Here is a 15,247-nt window from a genome sequence, read left to right as displayed (position 1 = left end):
AGTTAAGATAGATTGATTAAATCCGCTATTTTTTCGCCAGCTTCATCAGGCACTCGGCGGATTTCGCAAGTTACACCTAATTGTTCAAGTTCTTTAAATGCTGCGATATCTGATTCATCGACAGAAACGGTTTTATGAATTTGTTTTTTACCTTCGGAAAAATGCATATTACCAACATTGACAAATTTGATTGGTACGCCACCTTTAACGAGGGTTAATACATCTTGTGGTGTTTTACAGACAATAAAAATCTTTTGTCTTTCAGCGGCTTTGCCAATAATGTCGATAGTTTTTTGTAAGGTAAAATAACGAGTTTGAATGCCTTCAGCAATAACCATGTCCATTAGATTTTGTTGGACTGGATCTTGCGAAGCACTGTCATTGGCGACTAATAATAGATTCGCACCAAGTGCATTAACCCAAGTTACGCCAACTTGACCATGAACTAAACGATTGTCTATACGTGTCATAAGAATATTAGGTGTGCTCATTGCTATTAAGTCCTTTTGTTTATTTGTTTAACAGATTCAGGTAATTAGTTTTTATTAAATGGATAAATATTAACGCCTTTTACTACTCGATTAACTTCTCCGGTTGGACAAGGGTTATCTGGAGTCAGTCCAAGATGAAGTGATTTTTCAAACGCTAACATTTGTGCGAAAACTAGATAAGGAAAAATCAACCAACAATCAGGGAGTTTACAATCTACCGATAATATTTGTTGATCTATACTCTCTTGACTTGTCAGTGCTATGACGTCGGATGCAATTTTGTCATGAACAAGCTCATTAAATAGGTCAATATCGTATTGGTGAACATATGGCTCGCTTGAGAAAAAACAGACAACTAAACTTTTTGTATCAACCATAAATTTTGGGCCATGACGTAGTCCTAATATTGAATCAAAGCGGGTTGCTACTTTACCGGCGGTTAGTTCTAAAATTTTTAAGGCAGATTCTTGTGCAATACCTGTGAAGCAGCTACTACCAACATAGATAACGCGATCATGTTCTTTACTAGCTAATTGTTTAGTTATTGATTGCCAGCTTGATAGTTTGTCTTCACAAATACTAGCAATTTCCATTACAGCATTGTGTGCTTTTTCAAGATCAAGCTTGTCTAGAAGTAGAAGTGTGGCAAGCATCATACTACTTATACTTGACGTCATTGCAAAACTTAAGTCATGTGTTCCTTCAGGCATGACTAGATGAAAAATACGCTTAGGATTGTTTTCTTTTGCCGTATATTCTGTTAATGCACAGGTTGGGTTACAGGTTAAAAACAGATGGTAGCAGTCAGAAACTATTTGATCTGCTAATTTGACTGCAGCAACACTTTCTGGACTATTTCCTGATCGCGCAAATGAGACAATTAACGTTTTTTTATTTGGTGATAAATATTGCTGAGGATTAGTGACAATCTCTGTTGTCGCATAAGCGTGAACGTTACGATGAGTCTGTTCTCTTAGCCATGGTGCCAGAGCTACACCGCCAAAAGCGGACGAGCCAGCACCTGTCAATATTATTTCTAAGTTTGGATCGGAAAGTAAAGGCTGTAAAAATGATTGTAATTGACTTTGCTGTTGTGAAATGATTTGTAATAAATTTCGCCAAATTTGTGGTTGCTGACAAATCTCTTTCGCAGTATGTTGAGCGCCGTGTTGTTCTAACCAATCTAACGAATAATTCAAATATTTTTGCATAATCTATATCCTTTTTAATCATTCCAATAAATTTATAAAGTTTAATAATCTACAATGACTACATTTATTCCTAGTTGATGTAATTGTTCTAGATAATCCTGTGGAATTTTTGTGTCAGTAATGATAGTGTTAATTAGATTAATTTTTTCAATCGTACAGAAACTTTTACGACCGAACTTTGTTGAGTCAGTCATTGCGATAATTTGCTCTGAAACTTGACACATTACCTTGTTGACATTAGCTTCACCGAAATTTGGTGTAGTAATGCCAGCATTTAGATCAAAACCATCAACACCTAAAAAAAGCTTGTCAAAATGGTACATTCTTAATTGTTGTTCTACTGTAGGGCCGGAAATAGAGTAAGCTTTTGTTCTGATGTTCCCTCCAGCAATAATTACTTCTATGTCATTATTATTTGATAATTCATAGGCAATATTTACTGCATTAGTAAAAACAATTAAGTTTTTTTTGTTACGTAAATAGGGAACCATAGCTGCTGTTGTCGATCCTGAATCGAGAATGATTCGGTCTCCATCATTAACCATTTCAGCTGCTTGCTGAGCAATTTTATTTTTAATGTTCGAATTGATACGGCTTTTGTCTAATAATGGTTTATCTAAAGCAAAGGATTTATTTAACATTGCTCCACCATAACAGCGCAATATACAACCTTTTTCTTCAAGGTGTCTTAAATCGTTTCGGATGGTAACGCTTGATACTTTAAATAATTTACTTAATTTGTTAACTGATACGGTATTCTCTGTATCAAGTAAATGAATAATTTTTTCTCTACGTTGTAAAGTATTGATTATTTCTTTATTCATTTTCTACCACTCATTTGACTTTCGTTTCTTTATTAAATTTAAACATAGATAAGGGATCGAAAAATGATAGATAGGTCACAAAATTGGTTAGGTAAGAAAAAATTGAAATATTATTTCCATTTAAAATAAAACGAAAGCTTTCAATATGAAAGATAAGCAGTAAAAAGAATATTAATGTTATTTTTCAAATTTTTAACTTAAAAGAGAAATCATATAAAAGAAAGACAGCTAAACAATAAAAAAATATCCGCTTTCATTGTTTAGAGTGATCTATGTCACAAATTTGTAAATTTCATTGATTATAAGATTGTTAATCAAAAATTATAACTAAGAGAATATAGAGGTTGATATAGATATTGAAACACCGATTGGTGTTTCAATAACTTAATTGTGGTTATTTTTTCATTCTGGTTGGCTATTTTTACTGCGCTTAACAAACATCATCACGGCAAAAGCAATAACGGTTAAATAGATAATGAAGATACCATATGTTGATAACATATCGACAAATGAACGTCCGCGTATACCTATGTCACGGAAGAAGCGAAATAACCAAACTAATGGAAAGGCATGACTAACATAAAAGGCCCATATTGGCATAATGCCTACTGCCATGGTTGAACCGCCCATAATAAAGCCGGGAGGAACAAGGAAAATCATTTTACTTGCTCCTTCGCCGGGATGGTTAGTTTTCCAAGATAGTAGTAAACCTAACCAACCAAAAGCTAAACCGGTCATAAAAATGCTTGGTACGAAAGTAAAATAATTACCATCAAAACGTAGTTGACCGAATATTACCAATATTGCTGTAATCAAGGTTAAAGCAGTGGTATAAAATAGGGCATAAGGCACTGTTCTGGCTAATAATGGTAAAAAACCTCGTTCAATTACTGTATTCCACATCCCCATGGTTTTTAATCGACCAATAATCATTAATGAGGTTAATCCATAAGTTAATGATGAAAAGAAGTAAACAAAATAGATAATAGTGGATATTGTTGATGAACTAGCCGGATTAAACATGGTTCTCGTTTTTAATTGCATTGGTGATAAGGTCGCTTCTGTTGCTTCTCGACCTAGTCCTAATGCTGCGACTTTACCAACACTTAATTCTGCACCTGATTCAGGGATAATTTCATTAAGGCTTTGCATTACTTTGGCATTTTGGGCATCATTTGAGTCATCAGCAAAATAACCTAATTTAACCGTCTGATCACCTTTTTTTAGCGATTTTTCTAGCCCTTTAGGGATATATAAAACGCCTAAATTACGATCATGTGAAACCAAGGTAATTGGATTAATTGGCGATCGAATCACTTCTGTTATTTCAATAAATGGTGACGTATTTACCTTACTGATTAATTCAGTTGAATAATTAGAACCATCGAGATCAATAACGGCGATTTTTCCTTCAAAAACTGAACCATGACTCAGAACAATTGAAAAAATAAGTGATACGATGGCAGCTAAACCTAAGCACACTTTATAATAAGGAATGAAGTGGCCTGACAACATAGCGTCAAGCTCTTCAAGCATAGATTTAATGATGTTTTGTCGCATCATTGATCAACCTCAATTGTCATACCGGTTAATAGTTGTGGAATAGATTCCATATAAATTCTGACTTGGTAAGATGTTAAATCGGCCTGTCCACGTTCTCGAGTCATGCGTAAGTCAGCAAATGATGGCGCAGCAGTTGCAAATCGAACGGTGCCTTTTACGGTTTTATCTAATGCGATAACATTCGCCTTCACCTTTGTGCCTGGTTGATAATCATTGACCATTTTTTCATTAACATAGATATCGACATATTTGCGATCAGTTTCTAATAATACAGCTGGTGCTCCAGCAGGTGCCATCTCACCATCTTCAAACATCAGTTTTAGCACTTTGCCATCTTCTGGCGCGACTAATGTTAGTCGATCATAATTGACTTGTAATTGTTTTAAATCAGCTTGAGCTTGTGCTAATTGCGCTTTAATCTGAGCAAGCTGATTTTGACGATTTTGTAGTTTTTGTCGATCAATAGTGATCGATTGCAATGTCATACCCGTAGCATTTCTAGTTTGTTCAAACTGGTTAATTTGGTCTTGAGTTGCTCCAATCATTAAGGTTGATAATTGGCTTTCAATCTGTACCACTTGCATTTTTGTACTAATGTAGACATTTCGTGCAGCGTCAAGTTGTGATTGAGAAGTACCGCCCGTTTTTCTTAATTGAGTATGGCGTTGAAACTCAGTATTAGCTAGATCACGAGCAGACTTTGCCGCTTCAAGATTAGCTTTAACTTCCTCAATTTTTCGCCATGTTGATAACTCATTAAGATTGATTTCATTTTCAGTGATTTCGATTGCTGCTTGTTCTTGATTAACAGCAGCAGTTTGACTATCAACTAGTGCTTGCAAGCGATCAACTGATAGCTTGGTATCAATATCTTCAAGTTGCATTAATGGGTCGCCTTTTTTAACGAATTGTGATTCTTGGACAAATCGTTTAATCACTTTTCCACCTACATTTTGAAAGGCAACATTGATTTCATCAGCGGTTAATACCCCTGATTTGATACTTTTAGCAACAGTTACTGCATCATTTCTTGAACCAAGACATATTAATGTAGATCCAAATAAAAGTAGCAATAAAAATATAGCAGGAATTTTAATGTTTTTGGGTAAATCTAAGTTTAATTTATTTTTCATTTATTTAGTCAGCTAAGTATATTGTTAAAATATCATGATTATGAATAATTATTGGCAATTATTTACGCAATAATTTGCGTAACATTGCAATTAAAGATTCCTGCTCTTGTGGATTTAAGACTTGAGCAAAAGCACGAATCGATTTTAAGTGATTAGGTAATGCTTTTTGGATAAGATTTACCCCAGTTGCAGTAAGGGTGATTAGTCGAGAACGGCCATCTTCTCCACTTTTGGTCATTGATATTAAAGGATCGGGTGCTGCTAACATTCGTTTCACCATTACCGAAACGGTTGCTGGTGTTACGCCAACTCTTAATGCTAACTCGCTAGCGCAAGTTTCTCCTTCACTATACAATGACATTAGCAAGGCAAATTTTCCTTCAGATACATCATAATCTTTGGCTAGTTGTGCATAAATATTTGATCGAATTAAATCGGCGGTTGTGATTAAACTTAAGACAAGATCAACGCCTGAAACCTCAATAATTTCATCATTAAATCTTTGTGCTTTTGCTAAAGTTTCGCGAGAAGGAAGTATTCTTGAATTGTAATTCAATTGTCATTACCTAATTTATTTAGTCGGCTAATTATACTTATTTAACCCTAATTGGCAATCCTTTTTTTATTCGTAATTTGTGATGTTTATCATAATAATATTCTAATGTTACTTGATACTTAAATCGTGAAAAATGATAACTCATTGTTTTCAAAATTATTATTTTATCTACTACTAAAGAGGTAATCCTTGAGGATAATTATATTCTGTTTAAAGTTCCTTAAAATATCAATTAGATAAAAATTAAATAATTGAATTAAAAATAAATTTGGAGCTTTTTATGAGTAAAACCAATCTCGTCATTATTGGCAATGGGATGGTTGGCCATCGTTTTGTTGAAGAAATTATTGATAAAATGCAGGCTGATAAGTTCAACATCACTATTTTTTGCCAAGAACCTAGAGTTGCTTACGATCGTGTTCATCTTTCATCCTATTTTTCAGGACATACCGCAGAAGCATTATCTTTAGTTAGAGAGGGTTTATATCAAGAAAATGATATAAATATTCTACTTAATGAGCGGATTATATTAATCAACCGACAACGTAAAGAAGTGCATTCACAAACAGGACGAATAATCTCTTATGATAAATTGATTATTGCAACGGGATCTTATCCATGGGTACCACCAATTAAAGGTGCTGATGGTGCGAATTGTTTTGTTTATCGTACTATTGAAGATCTTGATGCTATTCGTAATTGTGCCAGCAATTGTAAAACTGGCGCAGTAGTGGGTGGCGGTTTGCTTGGGCTTGAAGCTGCTGGGGCGCTAAAGAATTTAGGCATTGAAACTCATGTCGTTGAATTTGCGCCAGTGTTAATGGCAGAGCAACTTGATTCTATGGGAGGTGAACAGTTACGTCGAAAAATTGAGGAGATGGGGGTTGGTGTTCATACCAGTAAAAATACCCAAGAAATTATTCATACACCATCAGGTAAAATTATGCAATTTGCTGATGGTTCATCACTTAAAATTGATTTTATTGTTTTTTCAACAGGTATTCGACCTAGCGATCAATTAGCTAAAGCATGTGAGCTTGATATTGGCCCTCGTGGTGGGATTGTTGTTAACGATTATTGTCAAACATCAGATCCTGATATTTATGCGATTGGGGAATGTGCTTGTTGGCAAGGTAAAGTTTATGGTCTTGTTGCCCCTGGATACAAAATGGCGCAGGTCGCGTTAGCCCATTTAATCGGCGAAAATGCTAAATTTGAAGGCGCTGATATGAGTGCTAAACTCAAGTTGATGGGAGTCGATGTCGGTAGTATTGGCGATGCCAAAGCTAAGACGCTCGGTTGTCGGAGTTATGTTTACTTAGACGAAAATATCCCAGTTTATAAAAAATTAGTGGTTTCAAATGATAATCGCAAATTGCTTGGTGCTGTATTAGTTGGTGATACAGCAGACTATAGTAATTTATTACAATTAATGCTTAATAATATGGATCTGCCAGAGCATCCTGATAGCTTAATTTTACCTTCTCATGCCGGAGCTAAACCTGTATTAGGCGCTGATGCTTTGCCGGATAATGCACAAATATGTTCCTGTTTTGATGTAACAAAAGCAAAAATTGTGCAAGCTATTCATGCTGGTTGTCATACGGTGGCAGCAATTAAAGCCGAAACGAAAGCAGGTACTGGCTGTGGTGGCTGTATTCCATTAGTAACACAAATCCTTAATTTAGAATTAGCTAAGCAAGGTATTGAAGTCAGTCATGCCCTTTGTGAACATTTTAAATATTCTCGTCAAGAGCTTTTCCATCTTATTCGAGTTGAAGGATTAACTTCTTTCAGTGAAGTGATTACAAAACATGGTACTGGTTATGGTTGTGAAGTCTGTAAACCAACAATAGGGTCAATATTAGCATCATGTTGGAATAATTATATTCTTAAACCAGATCTTGTTCCTTTGCAAGATAGTAATGACATTTTTTTAGGTAACATCCAAAAAAATGGTACTTATTCCATTATCCCACGTAGTGCTGGTGGTGAAATTACACCAGAAGGCTTAATTGCGATAGGCCAGATTGCAAGGAAATATAATCTGTATTCGAAAATCACCGGATCTCAGCGAATTGGTTTATTCGGTGCACAAAAAGACGATCTTCCAGCTATCTGGAAAGAGCTCATAGCCGCTGGTTTTGAAAGTGGTCATGCCTATGCGAAGGCGTTACGTATGGCTAAAACATGTGTGGGTAGTACTTGGTGTCGTTTTGGTGTTGGCGATAGTGTCGGTTTTGGCGTTGAATTAGAAAATCGTTATAAAGGTATTAGAGCACCTCATAAATTTAAACTTGGTGTTTCAGGTTGTACTCGGGAGTGTGCGGAGGCGCAAGGTAAAGATATTGGTGTTATTGCTACTGAAAAAGGTTGGAATCTATATGTTTGTGGTAATGGAGGTATGAAGCCTCGTCATGCTGATTTACTTGCTGCGGATTTAGATAAAGAGACGCTTATACGTTATTTGGATCGTTTTATCATGTTCTATATTCGCACAGCTGATAAATTACAACGAACTTCCGTTTGGTTTGAGAATCTTGAAGGAGGAATCGATTATTTACGTAGTGTGATTATTGATGACAAGTTAGGTATTAATGCCGAACTAGAAAAAGAGATGGATCGAGTTCGACAATTAGTAGTCTGCGAATGGAAAGAAACAGTGAATAACCCTGCAGCACAAATCCGTTTTGCCCATTTTGTTAATAGTTCTAAGCGTGATGATAATGTTCAATTTGTGCCTGAACGCGATCAACATCGCCCAGCAACTCTTGAAGAACGTCAAACTATGTTAGGAGAATAGATCATGAGCCAATGGATTACTATTTGTAAATTACAAGATATTTTACCTGAAACAGGAATATGTGCTCTAGTCGGCAAAGAACATGTTGCAGTTTTTCGTCCCTACAATACTAATGAGCTTTATGCGATTAGTAATATTGACCCTTTTGCGAATGCCAGCGTCCTTTCTCGTGGCATTATTGCTGAACATGAAAATGAGCTATGGGTCGCAAGTCCTCTTAAAAAACAGCGTTTTCGTTTAAAGGATGGTTATTGCCTTGAAAATGAAGATTATTCTGTTACTCATTATGAAGTCAAAGTAGATAATGATGAATTTGTGCAAATAAAATCTAATTAATTAATCGCATTAGGAATACAAAATGTATACAGAAACAATTAACAAATGTGCAGCTAATGCTGCGCGGATCGTTCGACTAGCTAAAACCAATCCAATTGGATTTTGGTTAAGTTCTGCTATGGCAGGTGCTTACGTTGGTTTAGGAATTATATTAATTTTCACACTAGGTAATTTGCTTGATCCATCCGTTAGGCCTTTAGTTATGGGGGCAACCTTTGGTATAGCATTAACTTTAGTGGTAATTGCCGGCTCAGAATTATTTACTGGCCATACCATGTTTTTAACTTTTGGCGTGCAGGCTAAAAAAATTACTCATTGTCAAATGTGGTGTGTATTGCCACAAACATGGTTAGGCAATTTGGTTGGATCAATTTTTGTTGCCGCTTTGTTTTATTGGGCTGCAAGTCCATTATTGGCAACAGATACTTCGCTTGTGCATACCGCTGCATTGGCAAAAACATCTGCGCCAGCAACAGCATTATTCTTTCGGGGAATTTTATGTAACTGGTTAGTTTGCTTAGCTATTTGGATGGCAAACCGAGTAGAGGGGTCAGCAAAATTTATTGCAATATGGTGGTGTTTATTAGCCTTTATTGCTTGTGGTTATGAACATAGTGTTGCCAATATGACGTTATTTTCACTTTCTTGGTTTGGTAATCATTCTGATTCTTACACATTAGCCGGCATTGGTCATAATTTGTTATGGGTTTCATTAGGAAATTTAGTATCCGGCGCACTATTTATGGGGTTAGGATATTGGTTTTCAACACCTAAATCAGATCGACCTTAATTATAAATAACAGAAGTTTTTATTGTTCAATTTACTGATTGGTATGGTAATTAGCAATCAGTAAATTGCTCTTAAATCAAAAATATATTAATGGTTGTTTTGAAATTGTATGGATTATTTACCTTTATTTTGCAAATTAGAAAATCGTGATTGTTTATTAGTTGGTGGTGGCGAAATAGCTGAGCGTAAAGCTCGATTATTACTTGAAGCTGGTGCAAAATTAACTGTCAATGCACTTGAATTTAACCCACAATTTATCTGTTGGCAGCAACAAAAGCAGTTAGTTTTAATAAAAAGTGAGTTTAACGAGCAACTGCTAGATAATAAATGGTTAGTTATTGCTGCAACTAACTGTCAAAAAACCAATCAACAAGTTAGTAGCGCCGCAGAAAACCGTCGTATCTTTTGTAATGTGGTCGACTCTCCCAAAGATGCAAGTTTTATTATGCCTTCAATTATTGATCGTTCCCCTATTATGGTCGCCATCTCTTCAGAAGGGCATGCTCCTGTATTAGCTCGCTTGTTACGTGAAAAATTTGAAGCAATATTGCCACAACATATTGGTAAATTAGCCATATATGCCGGTTATTTACGCAATAAAGTAAAAGCGACTTACCGAAGTATGACTGAACGTCGACGATTTTGGGAGAAATTGTTTTCTCATGATAGATTAGCTCAAGCAATAGCGAATAATGATTCAGAAAATGTCGATACATTAACTAATGAATTATTTGATGATTCGTTGGATTGTCGTGGCGAAGTGGTCTTAGTTGGTGCTGGCCCTGGCGATCCAGGGTTGTTAACTTTAAAAGGTCTCCAGCAAATTCAACAAGCGGATATTATTGTTTATGATAGATTAGTCTCAAAAGAAATAATGAATTTAACTCGACGAGACGCGCAACGAATTTTTGTTGGTAAACACCCCGGTTTTCATTGTGTTCCGCAAGAACAAATTAATCAAATATTATTGGAACAAGCACAAAAGGGCCTGAGAGTGGTACGACTTAAAGGTGGTGATCCTTTCATTTTTGGTCGAGGAGGAGAAGAGCTTGAAACATTATTCAATGCTAATATTCCTTTTTCGGTAGTACCTGGCATTACTGCGGCTTCTGGTTGCTCGGCGTATAGTGGAATACCACTAACTCATCGTGATTACGCACATAGTGTACGTTTAATAACTGGTCATCTAAAAGATGGATCTCATCTTGATTGGCGAAGTTTAGCGGCTGAAAAGCAGACTTTGGTTTTTTATATGGGGCTATCGCAAGCAGAAAATATTAAAACGAATTTAATTAAACACGGTATGGATGGTCAGACTCCTATTGCTATTGTTGAAGAGGGTACCACTACTAAGCAAAAAGTCATCAATGGTTTATTATCCGAACTTGGTCAGCTAGCTTTACAAGCTCGTAGCCCTAGTTTAATTATCGTTGGTCCGGTGGTGGCATTACGAGAAAAACTTAACTGGTTTTCACAGAATTAGTATAAATTGGCAAGGAAATGATAGGATATCTTATAATATTCTTTATTTTCTTGCCTTTTGTTTCCAAACAATTTGACTAAAAAATATTATTACAAAGTGTTTTATAACAATATCGACTTTGCTTTTTTTATCAAAATTTAAGAAGGCGTATCGACATCATCCCAATCGGCATTTTCAAAGTTTGTTAGCCAATTTAAAGCATGTTGTCTTTCTTGAATAACGCCTTCCATTATTTCTACAGGTAGTGTTTTATTATTAAGCCGACAATCTCTTGCTAGCCAATGTAATCGGTAATTTAAATCTAATGCATCTAGCAGTTCACTTGTTGGTCTTAAGGTTAAAGTAGATAGTTCGGGATTACTATTTTCTAAACCAGTTTCAACTAATGAAGATACATTACAAAAAGTATCCGCAAAAGGTAATTTTGATTGCCAATTTAGTGCCCATTGTAGTGGTAATAAGGCTTCATAGCGCCAACTCATATTCATAACATCTTGTTCTTGCGGTTGAGGTGCGTGAATAAAATCATATTCAATATTTGATAAAGCAGCAAACCCTAACGGACAACGCGCTTTGAATTCCTCAGGATCTAATGGGGCATTTTCTCGAAAGCTTTCGGCTTGAATTCCTGTTAACATCAGGGCTAAGGCTCGTTTTTTTACTTCATCGGGTGTTCTAAGTATTACTTCAGATTCAGCAACGACAGGAGGTAAGCTTACAAGCGGATGTAATCCTAACGTTGCTAAATACTGCTCAGTTTTTGCTTTGCGTTGTAATGCTTCTGACGGATAAGGCATTTTAACATTTATATCAAATTTTCCATCTGGATCTTGTAAAACATCCATCTTAGGATTGCGAATCGTACCATCGGGGATAAATAAAATAACATTAGCCAGCTCAGCCCAATGCGCTAGTTCATTAAATTGATTTTCTTCTATTTCAAACGTAAACTGATGTTTAGTTTTTTGAATATGTCGATAAAGTTCATAACGGCGGGAATTCATTTCACCGTCACCTGCTTGCATAACATAGCCAATAAAACCATTAAGATGATCTGTAAAATTGAGTGAGTTCAATCCACGTTGATTTAATTTTTTACAACTAAAATTAATTGCTGTTGGATTTGTGAGTGTAGAGTAAGCATTGACTAATAGAGACATTTACAACTTCATCCTATTTTTTAATTTTTTGTTTTCTAATTTTGTTCAATAAATCAATTTAATTGATTGAACTAATTATAAATATTGTTTTTCAATTGAATCAAGTAGAAGAAAACGGTTGTTATAGAAAATTTTTAATGATTAGGATTAGATATTCTATCCAATTAAAAGTGTAAGCGGATATATGATATAAATCGGCATTAATACATTGCCAAGGTTATTCTTTACTCTGCAAATACCATACAGTCATTTCCATACGTGACTTAAAGTTGAGTTTTTTAAAAATACTTTTAATATGAACTTTTACTGTACTTTCAACTATATCTAACTCTTTTGCGATAAGTTTATTCGATAATCCTTGCACTAATAAGTTAAATGTTTCATGTTCTCTTGGGGTAAGTAAATTGATATCATGGGATTGGTTGGTTGTCTGGTTTTTATCATCACGCATATAATTAAGAATGATATGTGAAATAGCTTCATCCATAATGACTTTCCCTTCCGAAATATCCTTTAAGGCTTTAAGAAAATCTTCCGGTTCCATATCTTTTAACAAATAACCATCAGCACCAGTTTTGAGCGAGGTAATAATATCTTCTTTTGCGTCTGAGACAGTAAACATAATGATTCTGCTTGAAATGTTTTTCTCGCGTAAATAGCGTAGAATTTCTAGTCCACTGACATCATTCATATTGATATCTAACAAAATAATATCAGGATCAAGTGTTTCAGCCAGCTTAACTCCTTCTATCCCTGAACCAGTTTCACCGATAATTTCAAAATTATTGATGGTGTTAATAAGTTGCTTTACCCCATTTCTTAACATGGGATGATCATCAATAAGTAATATTGAACTTTTAACTTGATCCATTGGTTACTCTTTTATCATCTTGCAAGGAATTGTGTTTGTTGCTTTAAATGTTACCACAATTTCTGTTCCCATATTAGGCTTACTATTAATGACTAGATTGCCGTTTAATACGCCAACTCTATCACGCATAATAATTAAACCATAGTGATTATCTTGATGTGTATTATTTTGTAAACCAATACCATTATCTTTTATGCTAACGGTAATAATTTGATTCTCATCAATCGTTAAGCTTATTTTGACCAGGGTGGCATTGGCGTGTTTATAGATATTATTTAAAGATTCCCGGACACATTGTAGTAAATGAAAGGCATATTTGCTATTAATGATATTGAGAGGTAATTGATATTCAATCTGAATTGTAAATTTCAATTTCTGATTAAACTCATCAATTAACTCCATGAAACTGGCATAAAAACCGGTTTGGTTAAGACGTAAGCGAAACGAGGTAATTAACTCTCTTAATTGAGAGTAGGTTATATTAACCTCTTTACGCATAGTCGTCAGCAAATCGATACTGGTTTGGGAAGTTAAATCCGATTGCATCTGTAAGCAACTAAGATGTATTTTTAAACAAGAAAGTGATTGCGCTATCGAGTCATGTAGTTCCCTAGCCATTGCTGAACGTTCTTTCATTAATAGATATTGTTTTTGTTGTTCTATTTGCCTATCAAGCATTAGTGCTGTAGTCATTTGTTCAACTAAAGCAGTAATTAAATTTTCTTGTTCTGTTCCTAGTTGTACTTTTGATGGCTGTATTGCAAATAAAATGCCAAATTTTTCTCCTTTTTCTTGCAGATACCAATAGCGCTGAAAACCATTTTCTTGATAAGATTTTGATGGAATAAGACAAGCATTACATTCTGAATTTTGGCAATAAGGGAGTTTTTGTTGGTTGTCATAGCTGAATTGTTGAAAATGTTCTATGTTATCTGATTCATAAAATCGGATTTGAAACTGTGTTAATGGTACTAATTCTTCTAGTCCACGAAGTATAATTAAAAAACGCTCACATAAGGGGTCTGAGGTATGGAGTTGCTTGATGGCTTGATATTGAAATGACACAATTTTATTGATTTGTTGTAATTCAGCTGTTTTTTCTGTGACGCGCTCTTCTAACAATAGATACTGTTGTTCAATTTGTTCCGCCATTTTATCAAAGGCTTGCCCCAGTAAATCAAACTCACTTTTGGTTGTTTTACTATTAAAGCGTTGACTAAAATTCTGTTGCGAAATCGATTCTGCCATATGAATTAATTTACGCCATGGCGCAAGAAGATAACGACGTAAATAGTAAATTTGTGCCAGAAGAAATAGTGCAATTAGAATGATAAAAACGAGTTGTAATTGTGAAAGATAATGGATTTGATTTTCTGTCTTTTGATCAATTTGATGAACCAGTTTATCGGTGTGAGCAACAAAATTATCAATTTCATTTTTTATCTCATTTATATTGTTTGCTTGTTGAAGTTTCGGAACAATATGCTTGAACCACTGCGACTGTAATTGATTAAAATCATCCATTAACTGATAACGTTCAAATAATTTTAATTGTTGTGATGATGGGATATCATTAAAAATGTTAAGTCGATAAATATCCTTTTTTTCTATAGGTGTCATTGCTAAAAGTTGATAGCTCTTCATTCTGATTAACCCTAATTGATTAATCATATAAGCGCTACCTTTAGTATCATTAGCGACTTGTATTGACAAAAATAGCGCCAATAATGCCATAGCGCCTAAAAAGAGCATTAAAAGTGTTAAACGATTAATAATAGAAGCACTGTAGCGAAATTTTCTTTTTAGCATATAGGCACTCAATATTTTTGCGTTAAATATTATGCAAATAAATAATAATTTAACTATATTGTAGCGTGAAAATAGCTGGTCTAAGATCTTTTTTGTGACTTTTTGCGATCTTTTATTAAACAGCGCTTGCAACAAGCATAAATTTTGCGTAAAATTCACGCCCTATAAGATTAATCAATGCAGACATATATTTTTAATCAGGAATCGTCTGCTTTTT

The 15,247-nt window shown here is 34.8% G+C and carries 13 protein-coding genes; 4 read left to right on the top strand and 9 right to left on the bottom strand.

Annotated elements, in window-relative coordinates:
• Positions 1–2: 2 nt before the first annotated feature.
• The 6 genes from agaV to AC5LWZ_RS00220 all read right to left on the bottom strand — a co-directional run bounded on the left by agaV (position 3) and on the right by AC5LWZ_RS00220 (position 5,778).
• Entirely contained in the window at positions 3–491 is a 489-nt protein-coding gene (agaV, locus tag AC5LWZ_RS00245) for a PTS N-acetylgalactosamine transporter subunit IIB (RefSeq protein WP_086362646.1), read from the bottom strand.
• A 44-nt stretch (positions 492–535) separates the two neighbouring features.
• Complete coding sequence (locus tag AC5LWZ_RS00240; RefSeq protein WP_086362645.1) at positions 536–1,702, bottom strand: SIS domain-containing protein; 1,167 nt, start codon at positions 1,700–1,702, stop codon at positions 536–538.
• A 41-nt stretch (positions 1,703–1,743) separates the two neighbouring features.
• On the bottom strand, positions 1,744–2,526 hold the full coding sequence (gene agaR, locus AC5LWZ_RS00235; protein WP_086362644.1) for a transcriptional repressor AgaR: 783 nt from the start codon (positions 2,524–2,526) through the stop codon (positions 1,744–1,746).
• Positions 2,527–2,928: 402 nt separating this feature from the next.
• A complete protein-coding gene (locus tag AC5LWZ_RS00230; RefSeq protein ID WP_198221217.1) occupies positions 2,929–4,089 on the bottom strand; it encodes an ABC transporter permease in 1,161 nt (386 codons plus the stop codon).
• A complete protein-coding gene (locus AC5LWZ_RS00225) occupies positions 4,086–5,222 on the bottom strand; it encodes an HlyD family secretion protein (protein WP_086362643.1) in 1,137 nt (378 codons plus the stop codon). The genes AC5LWZ_RS00230 and AC5LWZ_RS00225 overlap by 4 nt, the downstream gene beginning before the upstream one ends.
• A gap of 58 nt (positions 5,223–5,280) precedes the next feature.
• Positions 5,281–5,778: a MarR family winged helix-turn-helix transcriptional regulator gene (locus AC5LWZ_RS00220; protein WP_086362642.1), complete on the bottom strand. Its 498-nt coding sequence runs from the start codon at positions 5,776–5,778 to the stop codon at positions 5,281–5,283.
• Positions 5,779–6,058: 280 nt separating this feature from the next.
• Between AC5LWZ_RS00220 and nirB the strand changes: the two genes are divergently transcribed.
• From nirB to cysG, 4 genes are all read left to right on the top strand, one after another.
• A complete protein-coding gene (gene nirB, locus AC5LWZ_RS00215) occupies positions 6,059–8,581 on the top strand; it encodes a nitrite reductase large subunit NirB (protein WP_493463794.1) in 2,523 nt (840 codons plus the stop codon).
• A gap of 3 nt (positions 8,582–8,584) precedes the next feature.
• Positions 8,585–8,917: a nitrite reductase small subunit NirD gene (nirD, locus tag AC5LWZ_RS00210; protein ID WP_086359392.1), complete on the top strand. Its 333-nt coding sequence runs from the start codon at positions 8,585–8,587 to the stop codon at positions 8,915–8,917.
• A 22-nt stretch (positions 8,918–8,939) separates the two neighbouring features.
• Complete coding sequence (gene nirC, locus AC5LWZ_RS00205) at positions 8,940–9,707, top strand: nitrite transporter NirC (protein WP_493463793.1); 768 nt, start codon at positions 8,940–8,942, stop codon at positions 9,705–9,707.
• A gap of 109 nt (positions 9,708–9,816) precedes the next feature.
• Complete coding sequence (gene cysG / locus AC5LWZ_RS00200; RefSeq protein ID WP_198201662.1) at positions 9,817–11,190, top strand: siroheme synthase CysG; 1,374 nt, start codon at positions 9,817–9,819, stop codon at positions 11,188–11,190.
• 137 nt (positions 11,191–11,327) lie between these two features.
• Here cysG and AC5LWZ_RS00195 read toward each other — a convergent pair whose 3' ends face one another.
• From AC5LWZ_RS00195 to narX, 3 genes are all read right to left on the bottom strand, one after another.
• The gene (locus AC5LWZ_RS00195; protein ID WP_198201661.1) at positions 11,328–12,350 is read right to left on the bottom strand and encodes a DUF4272 domain-containing protein; all 1,023 of its coding nucleotides are present in this window, start codon (positions 12,348–12,350) and stop codon (positions 11,328–11,330) included.
• Positions 12,351–12,567: 217 nt separating this feature from the next.
• Positions 12,568–13,221 (bottom strand): two-component system response regulator NarL, encoded by a 654-nt coding sequence (narL, locus tag AC5LWZ_RS00190; protein WP_086359388.1) that lies wholly within the window; start codon positions 13,219–13,221, stop codon positions 12,568–12,570.
• Positions 13,222–13,224: 3 nt separating this feature from the next.
• On the bottom strand, positions 13,225–15,030 hold the full coding sequence (gene narX, locus AC5LWZ_RS00185) for a nitrate/nitrite two-component system sensor histidine kinase NarX (protein WP_493463792.1): 1,806 nt from the start codon (positions 15,028–15,030) through the stop codon (positions 13,225–13,227).
• Positions 15,031–15,247: the final 217 nt, after the last annotated feature.

The sequence above is a fragment of the Gilliamella sp. LMG 34362 genome, assembly GCF_984569125.1.
Note: the sequence above shows the minus strand (reverse complement) of the source record. Positions and strands in the feature narration are given on the sequence as shown.